Below are 18,900 nucleotides of genomic sequence, written 5' to 3' on the forward strand. Positions count from 1 at the left end.
AGAGGGGACGGGCGTGATGTCGTGAGGGCAGTGTGCGTCGGTGGCCGAGAATGTGCTACAAAATTATACAAAGGCGCACAAATCGGTGCTGCCAGTATCGGCCGCCGGTACTTTTAGCGGCTCTGCAACACGTCCGTCGAAAGCGCCAGGGTTTCTTTGATTTCTTCCATCACCACATAGCTTTTCGATTGCGCGGCACCCGGCAGTTGCAGCAGCATATCGCCCAGCAGCTTGCGGTATTCGGCCATTTCATGGATGCGCGCCTTGATCAGGTAGTCGAAGTCGCCCGACACCAGGTGGCATTCCTGTACTTCGGGAATTTGCAACACTTCGCGGCGGAATTGCTCGAACGCTGACGCGGATTTTTGATTGAGAGTAATCTCTACAAAAACGAGCAACTTGGCGCCCAGTGCGGCCGGATTCACCTTGGCGTGGTAACCCGTGATGACGCCGTCGCGCTCCATGCGCTTGACGCGCTCGATGCAGGGCGTGATGGACAGGCCTACCTGTTCACCGAGGTCTTTCATCGAGATGCGTCCATCCTGTTGCAGGATGCGCAGGATGTGACGATCCAGCTTGTCGAGGCTGCGTGCTGATTCTTTCAGGATTCTCATGATTTATTGCTGAATATCTCGATTTATACGTGAACAAATACTAGCTCTTTCCCAATATCATAGCCGTTAATCTGGCACTAGCCATAAATATAATTGAGGAAACTATGCGTATTGTGATTCTGGGGTCCGGCGTTATCGGCGTCACCAGTGCTTACTATTTGGCCAAAGCAGGACATGAGGTGACCGTCATCGACCGCCAGCCTGGCCCGGCACTGGAAACCAGCTTCGCGAATGCGGGGCAAATCTCGCCCGGCTACGCTTCGCCATGGGCCGCACCCGGCATTCCCTTGAAAGCCGTGAAGTGGATGATGCAGCGCCACGCGCCCCTGGCCATCTCGCTCGATGGCAGCGCCGCCCAGCTCAAATGGATGTGGCAGATGTTGCGCAATTGCACACCGGAAGCGTATGCCGTGAATAAGGAACGCATGGTGCGCCTGGCTGAATACAGCCGCGACTGCTTCAAGGTGCTGCGCGCCGAGGCCGGCATCACGTATGAAGGCCGGCAGCAGGGTACGATGCAATTGTTCCGTACTGAAAAGCAATACAACGATGCGGCCAAGGATATCGAAGTGTTGAAAGACGCAGGCGTGCCGTATGAAGTGCTGCAGCGCAACGAGCTGTCGCGCGCCGAACCAGCGCTCGAAGCGGTCAAAGACAAGCTGTTCGGCGGCTTGCGCCTGCCCAACGATGAAACCGGCGATTGCCAGCTGTTTACGACGCGCCTGTCGGAAATGGCCGTGGCGCTGGGCGTGAAGTTCCGCTATGGCGTGGCGATCGACGCGCTGCTGACGCGCGGTGACGAAATTGCTGGAGTGCAATGCGGCGCGGAAATCGTCAAAGCCGATTCCTATGTGGTGGCCCTCGGTTCTTACTCGACCGGCTTCATGCAGCCGCTGCTCGACATCCCCGTGTATCCGCTGAAAGGCTATTCGATCACCGTGCCTATCGTCAACGCAGCCAAGGCGCCCGTGTCGACCATCCTCGATGAAACGTACAAGATCGCCGTCACGCGTTTCGATGACCGCATCCGCGTGGGCGGCATGGCGGAAATCGCCGGCTACAAGCTGAACCTGAACCCGCGCCGTCGCGAAACCCTGGAAATGGTCGTCAATGACCTGTTCCCTGGCGGTGGCAACACGGCCGATGCCACCTTCTGGACGGGATTGCGCCCGATGACCCCGGACGGTACGCCGATCGTCGGGCGCACGCCGCTGCGCAATCTGTTCCTCAACACGGGCCACGGCACCCTGGGCTGGACCATGTCCTGCGGTTCGGCGCAATTGCTGGCCGACCTGATGTCGTCGAAAAAGCCCGCCATCCTGGCCGACGACCTGTCCGTCAGCCGCTACAGCGGCGCGCAGCACGGCGGTAAACTACAGTACGCGGGCGCCTGAGATGGGCGCTAGCATGCCACCCAAGGAACGTAGCGGCGCCATCCTGACGGTGGACCTGGACGCCGTGCGCGCCAATTACCGCTTGCTGCGCGACAAGGCGCACCCGGCAGCCTGCTCGGCGGTGGTGAAGGCCGATGCGTATGGCCTGGGCGCCGCGCAAGTGGCTGCGGCCCTGTATGAAGAAGGCTGCCGCCATTTCTTCGTGGCCCACCTGGAAGAGGGCATCAGCCTGCGCCCGTATGTGGCGCACGATGCACACATCTTCGTGCTGCACGGCCCACCCGTCGCTACGGAAGGCGAATTCACGGCCCATGGTTTGATACCCGTGCTGAACAGCGAGCCGCAGGTGGCGGGCTGGCGCAAGCATGCACAAGCGCTGGGCACGACTCTGGACGCCATCGTGCAGGTCGATAGTGGCATGTCGCGCATGGGCTTGTCGCCGCAGGAAATCGACGCCTGGCTGCTGGACCCTCATTTTCTTGACGGCATCAACGTGCACTACATCATGAGCCATTTGGCGTGCGCCGACGAGCCCAGCAACCCGATGAATGGTGAGCAGTTGGCCCGTTTCAGCGCCATCCGCGTCCGTCTGCCGCAGCAGTATCGCGCCAGCCTGGCCAATTCCTCGGGCATTTTCCTGTCGCCCGATTTTCACTTCGAGCTGGTGCGTCCCGGTGCGGCCCTGTACGGCATTGCGCCGCAGAGCGGCGAAGCCCATCCCCTGCGCTCGGTGGTACGCCTGCAAGGCAAGGTCATACAGACACGCACGATTGCCGCTGGCGAGCACGTCGGCTACAGCTGCCGCTACACGGCCAGCGAGGCGCGCCAGGTGGCCACTATTTCCGTCGGCTATGCCGATGGCTGGCTGCGCAGCATGAGCAACCAGGGCCTGGCCATCGTCGATGGCGTGAAAGTGCCGCAGATCGGCGCCATTTCCATGGATTCCATCACCTTGGATGTGAGCGCCATCGCGCAAGAGCGCGTCGCGCCTGGCAGCCTGGTCGACCTGATCTGCGCCGAACATCCGGTCGACGCCGTGGCAGCCATGGCCGGTACCATCGGCTATGAAGTGTTGACCAACCTGGGCGGGCGCTACTACCGCGACTATCTGGGCCTGGCCCAAGGCGCACGCTAAACAGCGCCAAACAGCGCCAAACCGATGATTGTGTGGCAAGATAGCCGTGGCGTGCGCTGCACGCCACGGCCATCTTTTAACCGTTATCGGGGATTTCTATGAGTCAATATAACGTTGCTATCATCGTCGGCAGCCTGCGCAAGGATTCCTTCAACCGCAAGCTGGCCGACGCCATCATCAAGCTGGCGCCGCCCGAGTTTTCTTTCAAACACATCGAAATCGGTGACTTGCCGCTGTATAACCAGGATGACGATGGCGCACAGGCCGAGCAGGTGTTGCGCCTGAAGTCGGATATTTCGGCTTCGCAAGCGTTGCTCTTCCTCACTCCCGAATACAACCGTTCTATCCCCGGCGTGCTGAAAAACGCCCTCGACCATGGCTCGCGCCCGTATGGCCAGAGCGTGTGGGGCGGCAAGCCGGGCGCCGTGCTGGGCGTCTCCGTAGGCGCGACCGGCACGGCCCTGGCGCAGCAGCATTTGCGTAATGTGCTCGCTTACCTGGACGTGCCGCTGCTGGACCAGCCAGAGATGTTTATCCAGGCCAAGGAAGGCTTGTTCGACGAGCATGGCGGCGTCGGCCCGGCCAGCCTGGTTTTCTTCCAGGGCTGGATGCAGCGCTACGTGCACTGGGTGCGCCAGCACGCCGTGCATGCCTGAATGGCTTAGGCTTGCCGGGCGGGGCGCCATGGGGCAATAAATAGTTGATCAAGGCACTTTGTTGTTGTCTTGGTATGTGTCCCGGTATGTATAATGGGCGTTTTTTTCACGCGCAAGCCTACCCTGCCGCGTCCCTTTCATGCCGCTTCAACCTGTGGCGCAACCGCTGTTGCGCATCAATCTGCGCCGTCTGATCGTGCTGGTGGCGTTTGCCAGCGCCGTGATCTCGCTGCTCAGCAGCTTTTACGCCACGTATCAGGTGCAGCGCCAGTTGCTGATCGATACGACCCTGGAGGCGAACCACGCCTATGCGCTGAAGCTGGCCAGCAGCACGGAAAACTTCCTGCTGGCGGTGCGCCAGCAGCTAGCTTATAGCGCCAGCCTGCTGCCCCGGCACTTTGCTGATCCTGCCGCCCTCAAGGCGGAAACCGAACGCTTGCGCGGGCAGACCAACAGCTTCAATTCCGTCCTGGTGGTCAATGCGCAGGGCAAGGTGCTGGCCGTCTCGCCTGAAATCGTGGCCTTGCAAAATAGCCAGCTCGATTCGGAAGGCGCGCGCCAGGCCTTGCGCGAGCGTCGCCCCCTGATCACCAAGCCCTACCTGTCTTCGGTCGGCAACCTGGTCATTTTCATCTCCCATCCCGTCTTCGATGATGCCGGCCGGTATCTCGGCTATGTGGGTGGTTCGATTTATCTGAAACAGAAAAATATCTTGTTCACCTTGCTGGGACAGCATTATTACCGCGATAGTTCTTACTTGTATGTGGTCGACCAGAGCCGGCGCCTGCTGTACCACCCCGATCCCCTGCGGGTCGGCGAAGTAGCCGGTGACAATGGCGTGATCGACGCCCTCCTGCGCCAGGAAAGCGGTAGTGCAAGCATCGTCAACAGCCGGGGCACCGACATGTTGGCTGGCTATGCCGTACTGCCGTCTACGGGTTGGGGCATCGTGGCCCAGCGACCCACGGCTGCCACGCTGGCGCCGCTGAACCAGCTGATGCTCAACACCGTGTGGTATTGCTTGCCCATAGCCTTGCTCAACCTGCCGTTGATCTGGTGGCTGGCACGCCTGATTTCACGCCCCCTGGTACAGCTGGCCGAAGGCGCCAGCGGCATGGACGCGCCCGGCATGGCCGAGCGCATCGGCGGCATCCCCGCCTGGTACCTGGAAGCGTCGCAGATCAAGCGCGCCTTGCTGGTGGGAATGTCCCTGCTGCAGAAAAAGATCGGCAAGCTCAAGACTGACGTGCAGACGGACCCGCTGACGGGCCTGTCGAACCGGCGCGGCATGGCAGCGGCGCTCGATGCCTGGCAGGCCAAGGCGCTGCCGTTTTCCGTCATCGCCCTCGATATCGACCATTTCAAGCAGGTCAACGACCGCTGGGGGCACGCCGTGGGCGACGACGTCATCTTGCACCTGGCACAGTTGATGCGCGCCTGTTCGCGTGATGTCGACGTGCTATGCCGCAATGGCGGCGATGAATTCATCATGCTGCTGCCAGACGCCGACCTCGATGTAGCGCTGCAGGTGGCTGAGCGCCTGCGCGCCCGGGTCGCTGCCGCCGATTTTCCCGGCGCCGGTCACGTCACGGTGTCGCTGGGCGTCGTGTCGTCGCAGCAGGCGGCGCTCAAGCTCGGCGGCGCGGATGCCGTGCTGCTGGCGGCCGATGCAGCGCTGTATGCGGCCAAGGAAAATGGGCGCAACCGGGTGGGTCTGGCAGAGCCGGCCTGAGGCGCTATTGCGCCGTACCCGGGTATATGCTGCACTGCGACTGGCGCGCGTGCAGTTCGGCGTCCGCCTCTCATTGCATTGCATTTCGCGCTGTCCAATGCAGCGGTCTGGCGTTTCCGGCTAAGCGAGAGGCAAATAGTTGCTTGACCTTCCTCGTGTTGGAAGGTTTATAGTATTGCGATGAACCGTGCATTTTCCCGCTTACTTGTCCGCTCGCTGCTGTGGCTGCTGGCCGTCACGCTGCCCTTGCAGGGCTTTGCGTCGGCCATCCGCAGTTGCTGCGTGGACGAGCTGGCCGGCAACGCCAACGTCAGCGCCGCCGTCGGGGCAGCGCCGGCCTCTCAGTGCCACAATACGGGCGACATGAGGATGCAGGACCAGCCGATGAAAATGGCCGTGGGCGATGGCGGCGCCACGCACTCCGGCCACGATTGCAGCGAGCATGGCGCTTGCAGCGTGGGCGCCACGGCCCCTCCGTGCATGCCTGTCTTGCCGGTGTTGACGCTGTGCGCGCCGCCACCGGCGCTGGCGTACGATTCCTTGTTCACCGGGCATATTCCGTCCGGCCCCGAACGTCCTCCGAGAAGCACGCACTCCGCTTGACCGCCCCTTGAACCTGGCGGTGCAGCCAGTGCACGCCCTTCGCTGCCGTGCCTGCCGCACCCTTGTGTTCCAGCTGCGCGCCCGCCGCGCCATACCCTGTCAACCAAGGAAGCACCATGAAGCAATTATTGAGCCTCGCGCTGGCCGCCGGCGTCGCGCTTGCCTCGCTGCCGCTGAGCGCCGCCGCCCAGCCCCAGCCCCAGCCCCAGCCCGCCCCGCAAGAAGCGCAAGCGCCCGTGCCGGCCACCACCTACCGCTCGGCCTTCGCCGGCTACCGTCCCGCCACCGAGGACGAGGCCACGCCTGACCAGAATTGGCATGCTGGCAACGAGAAAGTCGGCAAGACCGGCGGCCACATGGGCATGATGAAGATGGATAGCCACAAGATGGAGGGCCACAAGATGGAAGGGCATAATATGCCGGTGGGTAAGCCCCAGCCCAGCCCCAAGCCCGATGCCAAACCTGCCGCCCAGCCCGCCGGACAACACCAGCATGAAGGACATTGAGATGGCTCGATTCACAAAATCAATCTGTCTCACGCCGCTGGCGCTGGCGGCCGTCTTGTTGCTGAGCGGCTGCGTCAGCTTTAGCCCCGATGGCGGCATGCAGACGGTGTCCGCGCTGGCCGACGCCCGCACGGGCGCGCCCGCAGCATTGACCGACACGGGCGGCGAGGACAAGCTGGCGCAGCTGCTTGCCCAGCCCCTGGACGCCGACAGTGCCGTACGCATCGCCCTGATGAATAACCGCGGCATGAAAGTGGCGCTGGCCCAGCTGGGCGCGTCCGAGGCGGACCTGGTGCAAGCGGGGCGCTTGCGCAATCCCGGCCTGTCGTTCGGCCGCTCGCATGGCAGCGGCGGCAATGAAATCGAGCGGGGCGTCAGTGTCGACCTGGCCGGCTTGCTGACGATGCCGATGCGCGTGGACATTGAGCGCGGCCGTTTCGAGCAAGCCAAGCTGCAGGCGGCCATCAGCGCGGTGCAACTGGCGTCGGACACGCGCCGCGCCTATTTCAACGCCGTGGCTGCCGTGCAGACGGAGCAGTTCATGCAGCGGGCGCTGGTGTCGGCCGAGGCGGGTGCGCAACTGGCCACGCGCTTGCAGCAGGTTGGCAACTGGAGCCGCCTCGACCAGGCGCGCCAGCAAGTTTTTTATGCGCAGGCCGTCGGCGACCTGGCCCGCGCGCGCCACCAGGCCACGGCCACGCGCGAACATCTGACGCGCCTGCTGGGCCTGTGGGGCAAGCAGACAGGCTTTACTTTACCGTCGCGCCTGCCCGACTTGCCGCCGCAGGCTGTGGCGGCGGACGATATCGAGGCACAGGCGATGGAGCAACGTCTCGACGTGCAGATGAGTAAGCTCGACGCGCACGCCACGGCCAGCGCGCTGGGCCTGGCTAAGGTGACGGGTGTCGTCAACGTGTTTGAGGTGGGCTATAGCAACAAGAGCAGCAGCGAGGCACCGCGCGAAAACGGCTATACCGTGTCCCTCGAATTGCCGCTCTTCGATTGGGGTTCGGCGCGCAATGCCAAGGCGCAAGCTGTGTACGCGCAGTCGCTGCAGCGCACGGCGGACACGGCGCTGCGGGCCCGTTCGGAGGTGCGCGAAGCGTACTCTAGCTACCGCACGGCCTACGACCTGGCGCGCCACTACCGCGATGAAGTCCTGCCGCTGCGCAAGACTATCTCGCATGAAGTATTGCTGCGCTACAACGCCATGCTGGCCAGCGTATTCGAGTTGCTGGCAGACGCGCGCGAGCAAGTCGCCAGCGTGAATAGCGCCATCGAGACCCAGCGCGATTTCTGGATCGCCCAAACTCAATTGCAATCGGCCATCAATGGCAGCGGCCCAGCTGCAAAGGAATAATGATGATTACACGTAGAAACTTTTTCATGAATGCGGGCGCTGTCGCCCTCAGTGCTGCGGCCGTCAGCCGCGTGGGCGCGGCGTCGCTGCCGGAAGCTGTCAGCATGGCCGATGCGCAAACGAAAGCGCCGCCGCCACCGCCGAACGGGCGTCCATACAACCCCGTCGTCACTCTCAATGGCTGGTCCTTGCCCTGGCGTATGAACAACAACGTCAAGGAATTCCACCTGGTAGCCGAACCCGTCGTGCGCGAACTGGCGCCGGGCATGATGGCCAACCTGTGGGGCTACAACGGCCAGTCGCCAGGCCCCACCATCGAAGTCGTGGAGGGCGACCGGGTGCGCATTTTTGTCACGAATAAATTGCCGGAACACACTAGCGTGCACTGGCATGGACAGCGTTTGCCCAACGGCATGGATGGCGTCACGGGCCTGACCCAGCCCGGTATTGCGCCAGGCAAGACCTTCGTCTACGAGTTTGTGGCCAAGCGGCCCGGCACCTTTATGTACCACCCGCATGCCGATGAAATGACGCAGATGGCGATGGGCATGATGGGTTTCTGGGTGACGCACCCGAAAGATCCGAATTTCATGCAGGTGGACCGCGATTTCGTATTTTTGCTCAGCAATTACGATATCGATCCCGGCAGCTACACGCCGAAGATCATGACCATGACGGAGTTTAATCTGTTCACTTTCAACAGCCGCGTCTTCCCCGGCATCGACCCCATGGTGGTGCGCCAGGGCGACAAGGTGCGCGTGCGCGTGGGCAATCTGACCATGACGAATCACCCGATTCACCTGCATGGCCATGAATTCGAGGTCACGGGTACCGATGGTGGCTGGACGCGCCCCGAGTCGCGTTGGCCCGAAGTGACGACAGACGTCGCCGTGGGCCAGATGCGCGCCTTGGAGTTCACGGCTACCGACCTCGGCGACTGGGCTTTCCATTGCCACAAGTCGCACCACACGATGAATGCCATGGGGCATGACGTGCCCACCATGATCGGTGTCGACCACCAGGGCGTGGCCGCAAAGATCAATCAACTCGTGCCCGGCTACATGGTGATGGGCGAGCGTGGCATGGCCGACATGGGCGAGATGCAGATGCCGATCCCCGACAACACCTTGCCGATGATGGCCGGCGACGGCCCCTTCGGCGCCATCGGCATGGGTGGCATGTTTACCACCGTCAAGGTGCGCCGGGAGCAAAAGCCAGGCGATTATCGCGATCCTGGCTGGTACCGGCACCCGGCCGGCAGCCTGGCCTATGAATGGACGGGTGCCTTGCCGGAACCGGTGCGCGGCCAGGGCATGGGCAAGCTGCCAGCCAAGGGCGGCGTCGAAATGACGGTGCGCAAGCGGGCCGGCCACAGCGGGCATTAATTTCCTGCGCCACCGGCATGACAAGACCAGGCGCGCACCTTGACGGGGCTGGCAGGCGTGTTGCGCCTGCATACCTCGGTGCAATAGCTTTCCGTAGTGCAAGTTAGCAACGCCACGCCCTTGCGCCGGCCAGCGCCCGCCGTCTGGCTTGAGGGCGTAACACGCACGCATGGACTTGATGGTAGGCTAGCGTTCTTGCGCATTTGCCACTTCCGGGTCTTCCATGTCTTATCCTTGCTTACCGTCGCTGTGTTTCTCCCTGCTGTGCCTAGCGCCAATGGCGCCATTGGCGCAGGCGCAAGACGGCGATCCTGTCCTGCCTTACCGCCCGTCCGTGGCCAGTCCCGCCCAACTGCCCGTACCGGGCCAGCTGGAATTGGAGGCCGGCGGCCTGCTGTCAAAAACAGGCGCCACGCGCCGCGCCAGCCTGCCATATACCTTCAAATTGGCGTTGACGCCCGAGTGGGGCGTGCTGCTGGGCGGCGAGGCGTTCGTGCGTGCGCGCGATGCAACGGGCTTGGGCGACTCGGGCCTGGGTGACACGAGCATCGTGCTCAAGCGCGCCTTCTTGCTCGACAGCGCCACGGCGCTGGGCCTGGAACTGGGCTGGAAGTTGCCGACGGCCAAGGACGCCATCGGCAGCGGCAAGCGCGATGTCACCTTGAATGGCATTTTCAGCCGCGACCTGGGTGTCGTGCATATGGACGCCAACCTGAACGCCACGCGCCTGGGAACCTCCGACCCTGGCACTGGCAGGGTACAAACGGGCTGGGCAGCCTCTTTTTCCACGCCCGTCAGCGCGCGTTGGGGCGCCACGGCGGAAGTGTCGGGCACGCGTTTGCGCGGCGCGGCGGCTAGCGCGCAGTTGCTGCTGGCGGCCACTTACAGTCCCACGCCACGGCTAGCCATCGATATCGGCATGGCGCGCGGCTTGACGTCGGCGTCGCCGGACTGGTCGCTATTTAGCGGACTGGTCGTGCCTTTGGGCAAGCTGTGGTGAGATAGACATACTGGCTCTCATGCATCCTGGCGAACAGACAGCTTGGCGCGCGGGAGTGTTAGCGCCCGCTGCCGTGGAGCAGCGATGATGCTTGCGCGCTCGTGCGCGGCAAGACGACGCTCAGGGCCGTGCCGCCTTGTGCATTGGCCGTCAGGTTCAGGCTGCCCCCCAGGTAGTGCACGCGCTCGCGCACGCAGCGCAGTCCATGCTTGCGCATGTCGACCGGTTCCCGCGCCGGCAGGCCGTTGCCGTTATCCTTGACGGTCATCATCAGCGCTGCCTCGTTGTCGTCAATGATGATGTCGACCTGCGTGGCGTTGGCATGCGTGGCGATGTTGCCGAGCGCCTCTTCCAGGGTGCGCAGCAGCGCTACGCCCATGTTGCGGGGGCAAATTAATTCGTCATCAGGCAGGCTGCAGCGTACGGTGATCTTGTGCTGTTCGGCGAATTGCGCGGCCAGCTCGCTCAGCGCCACATTGACGCCAAGAAACTCCAGCTTGTCGTTCCACAGCTTCAGCTGCATTTGCCGGTTGGTTTCAATCACATTGAGCAGCAATTGCTTCATGGTCGCAGCACGTTCGAGCAAGGCCGTTTCCTGCGGCATTTTTTGCGTCAGCAGCGACAAGTGCATGGTCAGCGCCGTCAGCGATGAGCCGAGGCTGTCGTGCAGTTGGCGCGACAGGGAGCGCCGTTCATTGTCCCAGCTGGTATTGATATGACCGAGCAATTCGCTCAGATCGGCTGCGCGTTCCGCATCGGCCTGGGCCGCTTCCTTGTTCGGATCTGTTTGTGCGGACATAGCGCCCCGTGAATGGTGAAAGGTGGACCAAATTCAAGTGGTGGATCATACATGAGGATTTCATCAGAGGGCGCATGGATGGAAAATTTCTATCTTTTCAGCAATTTTAATCTCCTCCCATCATTTTTGTTCGATGCATAAGATGATTGTTTGTGCCAGGCCAAGGCGCAGTTCCCGTCGTTGCGTACGGCTGCGCACATACCGGGGCGCTTTGCACTGCCATAGTGGAGGCGTGCATTCTCCCCATGCAGCATAGCCGTTCTGCGGCCCAGGGTGCAGCACAGGCCCGCTTATAGAAACGAAAGGACATGCCATGAATATCGATACCATCGTCGACCAGGAATATGCCGACAAAAGCTTCCGCGACATCGTCAATGCGCCCATCAGTGCCCTGCGCGGCGTCAGCGCGAAGGATGCCAAGGTCTTGCAGCAGGCGTTTGGCGTGAGCACCGTGCGCGAACTGTCCAATCTCAATGTCGTCAAATGGGCCAGCGCGCTGGTCATCCTGGCCGATGAAGAGGGCATGAGCGGCGAAGAACGTGCGAAGGAAGAGCTGCTCGACGACGCCGTCGAAATGACTTTCCCGGCCAGCGATCCGATTTCCGTCGATGCCGGCATCACGCGCATTGAAGTGCCGCCCGAGACCGTGAATGCGCAAACGGACCACCAGCATGCCGGACAGCATGAAGTGACGGCCGGGAAAAAATAAAGCGCGCGGGCAGGAAAAAATCGGCTGGCCGTGTTGGCCGGCCGTTTTTTCTTGGTGCGCCAGGCACAAACTCAGTTCAGGCGATAGAGTGGATGTTGCTGTTCTGCGTGCTTGGCTGCGGCGCGATCACTTCCTGGGGTGAGCAGCAAAATCGGTTCTTGCCGGCGCGCTTGGCTTCATACAGAGCCGTGTCGGCCGTGCCCAGCAGGGCGGCGACGGTGCTGGCATCGTCCGGGTAGATGGCGATGCCGATGCTGGTCGACAGGCGCAAGCTCAGCTTGTCGATAAAATATGGCTCGGAAATGACTTCGATCAGCTTGGCGGCCGGCTCGCGCGCGTCGCCCTTGCCGGCCAGGTTGCCCAGCACGATGACGAATTCGTCGCCGCCGATGCGCGCTACCGTGTCTTCCTTGCGCGACGCGGCCACCAGGCGGTCCGCCACCATTTTCAGGATCTCATCGCCACAGCCGTGGCCGTAACTGTCGTTGATGGTCTTGAAGCCGTCCAGGTCCAGGTACAGAATGGCCGACTTGCTGTGGCTGCGGGCCGATTGCTGCAGCGTATGCTCGATACGGTCTTCCAGCAGGCGCCGGTTCGGCAGGCCCGTCAGCGCGTCGTGCAGCGCCAGTTCTTGCTGTTGCTTGCTGTATTGCGCCAGTTCCTTGTACAGCAGGCGCACTTCGAGCATGTTGTGGATGCGCTTGTGCACTTCCATCAGGTCGAACGGTTTGCTGATGAAGTCGCGCGCACCCGCTTCCAAGGCGGCGATCTTGAAGCTGGGTTGTGCCGTCAGGGCCAGTACCGGCAGGTAGCCGCCATGCTCAATTTCCTTCAAGCCTTTCATGACCTGGAAACCATTGAGTTCCGGCATTTGCAAATCGAGCAGGATCAGGTCGTAGTAGTGCTCCTGGTGCAGCGGGCAGACCTCGGCTGGGCGCATGGTTGCCGTGACGTTGGTATAGCCGGCATCGCGCAGGATTTCCAGCATGAGCTCGACATTGTCGGGTGAGTCGTCGACGACCAAAATTTTGGCTTTCAAAATCTCATCTTGGCTTGGCATGTAAGGTCTCGGTTAATACGGTCTATGCAACGCTGGCTTGTACCGCTGATGATCGGCTGACGGCGGTAGGAAAGATAGTAGCGCCTTGCAAGAAGATAGCGCGCACTACAGCGCTAGACTCACTTTTGCCGCTCTTGGCAGCCAAGGCCGCCTGTCTCCTGCCTGCCGTACAGGTGTGCTGATGAATTCCAGTGTAGCAAATTTCAGCTTAGTTGCTTGTAGGACAGTGCCGCGTCTGAAAGTAGGAAGGCCAACCGACAAAAATAGTCATTTCACTCTGTGCTGTGTATTTCTTTGCATCATCTTTTTAAGGGGGGCGCTATGTGCGTCGTGGCCAGTTGCGCCACGGCCGCCACCAAGGTGACCGGATCCAGTGGTTTCGCGACCCACGCCTGGAAGCCGCTGCTCAGTGCCCGCTGACATTGTGGCAGCTGCGCAAACGCCGTCAGGGCCAGCGCGGGCAGGCTGGCCGCTCCAGGGGCGGCGTGCGCGCGCATATGCGCCAGCAAGTCGAGACCGTCGGTATCGGCCATGCCGATGTCGCTCACCAGCACATGCGGCTGTACCTGCTCCAGCAGTTGCAGCGCTTGCGCCACGCTGCCAGTGCCATGCACTTCGGCATGCTTGTCGCGCAGGATGCGCTGTGTCAGTGCGCGCGCCCCGGCATCGGCATCGACCAGCAGTACCCTGACGCCGCGCAAGTCAGGGTTGGCCGATGCGGTGTCACCCGCCTGGGGCGCGGCAGCCGCTGGCGGGTCCAGTGGCAGGCGCACGGTGAAGCTGGCACCCTGCATATCGCCGCCGCTACTGGCCGTGACCGTGCCGCCATGCTGCTCCACCAAGTGCTTGACGATCGCTAGTCCCAGCCCCAAGCCGCCGTGCCGGCGCGTGATGGCGGCGTCTGCCTGGCGGAAGCGCTCGAATACGTGGGGCAGGAAGTCTTTCTTGATGCCCACGCCGTTGTCGCTCACCGTGATGGCCAGGTGGGTCGCCTCGCGGCGCATGCCGATGTCGATCCGTCCTCCTTGAGGCGTGAACTTCAGGGCATTCGACAGCAGGTTCCAGAGCACTTGCTCGATGCGGAAGGAATCACCGATGATCGTGCCCGCATCGCTGGCCACGCTGCTGTGGATGGCGATGTCCTTGGCGTCGGCCGCCGGGCGCAGGATGTCGATGGTCGAGGCGATGATACTGGCCGGTGCAAGCGGCTGCAGGTCGAGTAGCAGCTTGTCGGCGCTGATGCGGCGCATGTCGAGCAAGTCTTCGATCAATTGCGCCTGCGCGCGCGCATTGCGTTCGATGCTTTGCAAGCCACGGTGCAGGTCGGCCTGATTGCGGGTGCCGCGTCGCAGCACCTGGGCCCAGCCCAGGATGGCTGACAGCGGCGTGCGCAGTTCATGCGACAGGGTGGTGAGAAAATCATCTTTTAGCTGGTGCGTGTGCTCGACCTCGGCGCGGGCCTCGCGCTCGCGCTCGCATAGCACCTTGTGCTCTAGCGCGGCGCGCGTGGCGGCCGCGTGCAGACGCATATTGTCGAGCGCGACGCCCGCCTGCGCCGCAATGGTCGAGGCGATGCGTTCGCTGCGCGCGTTGAACATGCCCGCCTGCGGATGGCCTAGCAGCAAGTGCCCCAGCAGCATGCCTGAGCGCGAGCGGATGGGCAGGCTCAGGCAGCTGCGCAGCGTTGGCGTGCCGTCGGTGCTGGCGTCGGGAGCGGCTCGCAAGTCGTTCTGGCGCATGGCCGGTCCCTGGCGCAGTGGTGCAGCGATGGTGTCGGCCTGGAACAGGCTGATGCCGTTGACGGCGCGCGCCGCAGGCAGGGCGCCACAGTTGTCGCGGACATCGCGCGCGTCGTCGTAATACAAGGCGCCGAAGCGCGCGCCGCTGATGCGCGTCGCCGCGTCGACGGTTTCCTGCAGCAGCGCCGGCATGTCCAGTGGGGCGGCCAGGGACGCGCCTGTGTCATTGAGCAATTCCAGCACGCGTGTCTCGGTACGCAGTGCTTGCTGCGCACGCTTGACCTGATCGACGTCGGTGCTCGTGCCAAACCAGCGCAGCAGCTGCCCGCCCCGGTCGCGCACGGGATAGGCGCGCGTCAGGAACCAGCGGTACTGGCCATCGGCAGCGCGCATGGGAAATGTCATGTCGAAAGGCGTGCCATCGCGTAAAGCCGTCTTCCAGCCTTGCAGCATGGGCGCCAGGTGCTGCGCCTCACAGGCGCTGCTCCAGCCGCCGCTGGCCATCTGTTCGGCGTTGCTGCCGGTATAGTCTTGCCAGCGCTGGTCGACCCAGGCAATGGTGCCGTCGACGTTGGCGATCCAGGCCAGTTGTACGATGGAATTGGCCAGCGCGTGTACATCTTCTTCGCCCTGGCGCGCGCTTTCCTCGGCCGCCTTGCGCTCGCTGATGTCTTGGATATACGTGGTCCAACCTTCGCTGGACGGGTAGATGCGCACTTCCAGCCAGCGTCCCGATGGCCGATATGGCAGCTCGAAACTGCCGCTCTGCTGCTGCTGCTGCTGCGCCATGGTGCCCCGGTACTGCGCTTCCAGTGCCGTGCCCTGCAAGTCGGGGCAGGCTTGCCACAGGCTGCTGCCTGCCAGCTGGCTGCCGGGCGAACGTTGCGGCGCGAGCATGTCGGCACCGCGCGTATTGATGTAGCGAATGGTCCAGTCGTGGTCGAGCAGGCAAAGGCCGTCGGTCATGTTCTCTAGCAAGTTGGCCATGCTGTCGTTTGATAGGCTCAGCAGCGCTGATGGGAAGAGCAGATCTTGCTCGCCGTCATGCTTAGCCATCGGTAATCCTGCAACGGTGTGTCTGCAGCGCTGGCTGTCGCTGCGCCGTGCTGCCATCGCCAAGCTCAGTTAAAAGGGTCATGATGGAAGTGCCCGCTGTCATGCATGAGAGGTGGCACAAGCGCCCCTGTCTGGCCAGTATTGTAGTCGCAAGCGCCGCGCCGCCACCGCACGCTTGCGTGCTGCCTGCAGATAGCACTGGACAGACGGGAAGGCAGTCCCTATAATCCCGCTTCTTTCGAGACAGCAACTTCTCGATGCGCTGGAAGCGACTGTGAAAGCAGCTGTGTCCATCGATGAAAGGCGTAGGCTTTTCTGCAGTGAAAAGATGGCTGATGGTGCGGGGCGGTATTGCGCAAAATCAGCTAAGCGATTGAAAAATCGAACTTTTCAAAGCGAAATGAATACGCTATAATGTTTGCCTGCGCGGCTGTAGCTCAGCTGGATAGAGTACTTGGCTACGAACCAAGGGGTCGTGGGTTCAATTCCTGCCAGCCGCACCAGAATACTGAAAGTCAGACTTTGTCTGGTTTTGTTGTAAAAGTTGTTAGCTCCATGTGGTAACGGAGACGTTGTAGAGGTTTTGCGGCTGTAGCTCAGCTGGATAGAGTACTTGGCTACGAACCAAGGGGTCGTGGGTTCAATTCCTGCCAGCCGCACCAGTTTTATCAGTATGATTGCCAGAGCGGAGTTCGCTTCGTTTTGATCAGAGTTTCAAGCTTCGTGCAGTAAGGCCTAGCGTGTCAAAGTTTGCGGCTGTAGCTCAGCTGGATAGAGTACTTGGCTACGAACCAAGGGGTCGTGGGTTCAATTCCTGCCAGCCGCACCAGTATCAGCAGTAAAGAAAAAACCCGGAAAGTTCACTTTCCGGGTTTTTTTTCGTCATGACAGCGGGCGGGCAGCGGCCATGTTGGCGGCCTGGGCAATTGTGAAATATCCGCACGGCGCCCTTTGCCATTCTGCAAAGCCCTGCTATAATCTTGTCTTAGGCGGCTGTAGCTCAGCTGGATAGAGTACTTGGCTACGAACCAAGGGGTCGTGGGTTCAATTCCTGCCAGCCGCACCAGAATATTGGGGGTCAGATTGTAAAATCTGATCCCCTTTTTCGTTACCAAATGGTTTTACGCTGCGCCTGTGGCGCCGCGCCGGTATTGCCGGCGAAACGCGCGCGGCGTTACTTGTTTTGCGGCGCGGAACTGGCGATTGAAATGCGCCAGGTTGCGGTAGCCCGCCTCTTGCGCGATGACGGCGATGGCCAGATTACTCTCGATCAACTGTTGGCAAGCGCGGCCGATGCGTAGCTGCGCCAGGTACTGGCCCGGCGTGCAATGCGCGTGGCGCTTAAAACAGCGGTGAAAGGCGCCCAACGACAGGGCAGCGCGCTGCGCCAGGGTTTCGATAGCAATGTCTTGGCGGAAATGCGCATGCATGAAAGCGAACACGTCGCTCATGCGCTTGTGCTGCCCATCGGGCAGCGGCGCCTGCGCCATCGAGGCCAGCGGCCGCGCCCCCGTATCTCCCGCCAGGTCCAGCAGCACGTCGAGCAGCAGCGGCAGGCGCTGCGGCACGGGCAGCGCTTGCAGTTGTAACAGCTTGGCCGCGCTGCGCGCGCTCGCTGCCGGCGAAAAGTGCAGCGCGGGGCCGGCGCGGGCCGCCAGTTGCCGCAAGGCTTGCAATTCGGGAAAACAGGCCACCAGCTGCTCCACCCATGCCAATGAAAACCACACGACGACGGCCAGCATCGGCTGCGCGCTGTCGATGCGCTCGCTGGCCGACCAGGTATGTGGCAAATTCGGCCCTAGCAGCACCAGGTCGCCCGCTTCGAAATCGCCCAAGTGGTCGCCGATGTAGCGCTGGCCCCGGGCATTGACGGTCAGGGTCAGCTCGAATTGCGGATGGTAATGCCAGAGGAAGGCAATGGTGTCGAGTTCGCGCCACAGCAAGCCCCAGGAGTGGCCCGCCGGTATGGTGACTTGTTCGAATAAGGGCGTCATGATGACGTTATGAGCGGATATATAGTCACTATAGTATCAGTATTGACCGCTAGGCGCGCATTTGAGCTGGCCGTACCATCGCACAATCTGTCTCACACCAACACAGGAGACAGCGATGCAAGACAAATATCAATATGGCGCAGACCGTCCCGGCAATCCGTCCGTGGCTTACACGGAGCAAACTCAGTTGCGCGACATCGAGAAACAGCTGCCCCTGCGCGTGCTCTCCGACAGCGACTTTTTGCATTGGCAAACCTACGGTTATGTCATCGTCAAGGAGGCGGTGTCGCCGGAACAGGTTCGGCGCACCACCGATTTCCTGTGGGAGTTTCAAGGACTGGACCAGCACGATGCCGCCACCTGGAACCAGGATCAGCTGCGCGAGCACGCGATGAAGGAACTCAACGGTGCCGGCATGGTCGAGGCTTATCACAACCAGACCCTGTGGGATAACCGCCAGACCCAACGGATATATGACGCCTTCGTCGACATCTGGGACCGTCAGGATTTGTGGGTGACCATCGACCGCGCCAACTTGAACACGCCGAACAAGGGCAAGCGCAAGTTTGGCGGCTTCATCCACTGGGATGCCGATACCACGCTCGACCCGCTGCCGGTCAACGTGCAGGGCGTGCTGGCCCTGTCCGACACCTCGCCCGAGAGCGGCGGTTTCCAGTGCTATCCGGAACTGTTCAACAACTTGCTGGCGTGGCGCAAGAGCGTGCCGCTTGACCGCAACCCGTGGCAGCCGGACCTGGCGACGGTGCCGTACCCCTTGCAATTCATCGCCATGAAGAAAGGCGAGTTGCTGATCTTTAATAGCCTGCTGGCGCACGGCATCCGCCCGAATACATCCACGCACCAGGTGCGCCTGGCGCAATACATTTCCTTTGCGCCAGCCCAGCACGACAATCAAGTCTTGCGCGACTGGCGCGTGCAAAGCTGGCGCGAGCGCAGCGCGCCGCAAGGCTACGCGTTTCCCGGCGACCCGGAGGAAAAGGAAAAGCTGCGCTACCCGCAAGCGCAGTTGAGCGAACTGGGTGAGAAGATCCTCGGTGCGCGCGACTGCTAAGCCACGTTCTGTCCGCCACGCTTGCCTGCCGCATAGACAATTGCGGGTAAATGCACGATCATGGTCCGACCTGCAATCGACCGAGG

At 62.0% G+C, this 18,900-nt stretch carries 16 protein-coding genes and 4 tRNA genes; 15 read left to right on the forward strand and 5 right to left on the reverse strand.

What is annotated here, in order from left to right; translation table 11 throughout:
* Positions 1-113: 113 nt before the first annotated feature.
* Positions 114-614: an Lrp/AsnC ligand binding domain-containing protein gene (locus ACQ4V8_RS03160; RefSeq protein ID WP_010399323.1), complete on the reverse strand. Its 501-nt coding sequence runs from the start codon at positions 612-614 to the stop codon at positions 114-116.
* A 104-nt stretch (positions 615-718) separates the two neighbouring features.
* Here ACQ4V8_RS03160 and ACQ4V8_RS03165 point away from each other — a divergent pair, with 104 nt between their 5' ends.
* From ACQ4V8_RS03165 to ACQ4V8_RS03205, 9 genes are all read left to right on the forward strand, one after another.
* Positions 719-2,008, forward strand: a complete 1,290-nt coding sequence (locus ACQ4V8_RS03165; RefSeq protein ID WP_010399320.1) for a D-amino acid dehydrogenase — start codon at positions 719-721, stop codon at positions 2,006-2,008.
* A gap of 13 nt (positions 2,009-2,021) precedes the next feature.
* Positions 2,022-3,143, forward strand: coding sequence for an alanine racemase (gene alr, locus ACQ4V8_RS03170; RefSeq protein ID WP_142303425.1), 1,122 nt, complete (start codon positions 2,022-2,024; stop codon positions 3,141-3,143).
* 98 nt (positions 3,144-3,241) lie between these two features.
* Entirely contained in the window at positions 3,242-3,799 is a 558-nt protein-coding gene (locus tag ACQ4V8_RS03175) for an NADPH-dependent FMN reductase (protein WP_070346769.1), read from the forward strand.
* A gap of 139 nt (positions 3,800-3,938) precedes the next feature.
* A complete protein-coding gene (locus tag ACQ4V8_RS03180) occupies positions 3,939-5,531 on the forward strand; it encodes a sensor domain-containing diguanylate cyclase (RefSeq protein WP_436570875.1) in 1,593 nt (530 codons plus the stop codon).
* A gap of 180 nt (positions 5,532-5,711) precedes the next feature.
* Complete coding sequence (locus ACQ4V8_RS03185) at positions 5,712-6,134, forward strand: hypothetical protein (protein ID WP_436570876.1); 423 nt, start codon at positions 5,712-5,714, stop codon at positions 6,132-6,134.
* A 116-nt stretch (positions 6,135-6,250) separates the two neighbouring features.
* Entirely contained in the window at positions 6,251-6,640 is a 390-nt protein-coding gene (locus ACQ4V8_RS03190; RefSeq protein WP_010399312.1) for a hypothetical protein, read from the forward strand.
* Position 6,641: 1 nt separating this feature from the next.
* The gene (locus ACQ4V8_RS03195; RefSeq protein WP_043462149.1) at positions 6,642-8,000 is read left to right on the forward strand and encodes a TolC family protein; all 1,359 of its coding nucleotides are present in this window, start codon (positions 6,642-6,644) and stop codon (positions 7,998-8,000) included.
* 2 nt (positions 8,001-8,002) lie between these two features.
* Positions 8,003-9,385, forward strand: a complete 1,383-nt coding sequence (locus tag ACQ4V8_RS03200; RefSeq protein WP_029496504.1) for a multicopper oxidase family protein — start codon at positions 8,003-8,005, stop codon at positions 9,383-9,385.
* A gap of 223 nt (positions 9,386-9,608) precedes the next feature.
* Positions 9,609-10,385 (forward strand): transporter, encoded by a 777-nt coding sequence (locus ACQ4V8_RS03205; RefSeq protein ID WP_436570877.1) that lies wholly within the window; start codon positions 9,609-9,611, stop codon positions 10,383-10,385.
* Between the two features lie 58 nt (positions 10,386-10,443).
* Here ACQ4V8_RS03205 and ACQ4V8_RS03210 read toward each other — a convergent pair whose 3' ends face one another.
* Positions 10,444-11,184, reverse strand: coding sequence for a sensor histidine kinase (locus ACQ4V8_RS03210; protein ID WP_010399307.1), 741 nt, complete (start codon positions 11,182-11,184; stop codon positions 10,444-10,446).
* A gap of 313 nt (positions 11,185-11,497) precedes the next feature.
* On the opposite strand from ACQ4V8_RS03210, the gene ACQ4V8_RS03215 reads away from it, so the two are divergent.
* Positions 11,498-11,893 carry a hypothetical protein gene (locus tag ACQ4V8_RS03215; protein ID WP_010399305.1) on the forward strand — a complete coding sequence of 132 codons (396 nt, stop codon included), beginning with the start codon at positions 11,498-11,500 and terminating at the stop codon, positions 11,891-11,893.
* 76 nt (positions 11,894-11,969) lie between these two features.
* Here ACQ4V8_RS03215 and ACQ4V8_RS03220 read toward each other — a convergent pair whose 3' ends face one another.
* On the reverse strand, positions 11,970-12,953 hold the full coding sequence (locus tag ACQ4V8_RS03220; RefSeq protein WP_010399303.1) for a GGDEF domain-containing response regulator: 984 nt from the start codon (positions 12,951-12,953) through the stop codon (positions 11,970-11,972).
* Between the two features lie 299 nt (positions 12,954-13,252).
* Positions 13,253-15,748, reverse strand: a complete 2,496-nt coding sequence (locus tag ACQ4V8_RS03225; protein WP_436570878.1) for an ATP-binding protein — start codon at positions 15,746-15,748, stop codon at positions 13,253-13,255.
* A 426-nt stretch (positions 15,749-16,174) separates the two neighbouring features.
* Here ACQ4V8_RS03225 and ACQ4V8_RS03230 point away from each other — a divergent pair.
* The 4 genes from ACQ4V8_RS03230 to ACQ4V8_RS03245 all read left to right on the forward strand — a co-directional run bounded on the left by ACQ4V8_RS03230 (position 16,175) and on the right by ACQ4V8_RS03245 (position 16,814).
* A tRNA-Arg gene (locus ACQ4V8_RS03230) sits at positions 16,175-16,251 on the forward strand.
* A gap of 82 nt (positions 16,252-16,333) precedes the next feature.
* A tRNA-Arg gene (locus ACQ4V8_RS03235) sits at positions 16,334-16,410 on the forward strand.
* 90 nt (positions 16,411-16,500) lie between these two features.
* Positions 16,501-16,577 (forward strand) — tRNA-Arg (locus ACQ4V8_RS03240).
* 160 nt (positions 16,578-16,737) lie between these two features.
* A tRNA-Arg gene (locus tag ACQ4V8_RS03245) sits at positions 16,738-16,814 on the forward strand.
* Positions 16,815-16,869: 55 nt separating this feature from the next.
* Here ACQ4V8_RS03245 and ACQ4V8_RS03250 read toward each other — a convergent pair.
* Positions 16,870-17,742 carry a helix-turn-helix domain-containing protein gene (locus ACQ4V8_RS03250; RefSeq protein WP_436570879.1) on the reverse strand — a complete coding sequence of 291 codons (873 nt, stop codon included), beginning with the start codon at positions 17,740-17,742 and terminating at the stop codon, positions 16,870-16,872.
* A gap of 115 nt (positions 17,743-17,857) precedes the next feature.
* Between ACQ4V8_RS03250 and ACQ4V8_RS03255 the strand changes: the two genes are divergently transcribed.
* Entirely contained in the window at positions 17,858-18,814 is a 957-nt protein-coding gene (locus ACQ4V8_RS03255; protein ID WP_436570880.1) for a phytanoyl-CoA dioxygenase family protein, read from the forward strand.
* Positions 18,815-18,900 lie beyond the last annotated feature (86 nt).

The organism is Janthinobacterium paucivorans (assembly GCF_051380805.1).
Lineage (GTDB): Bacteria > Pseudomonadota > Gammaproteobacteria > Burkholderiales > Burkholderiaceae_D > Janthinobacterium > Janthinobacterium lividum_D.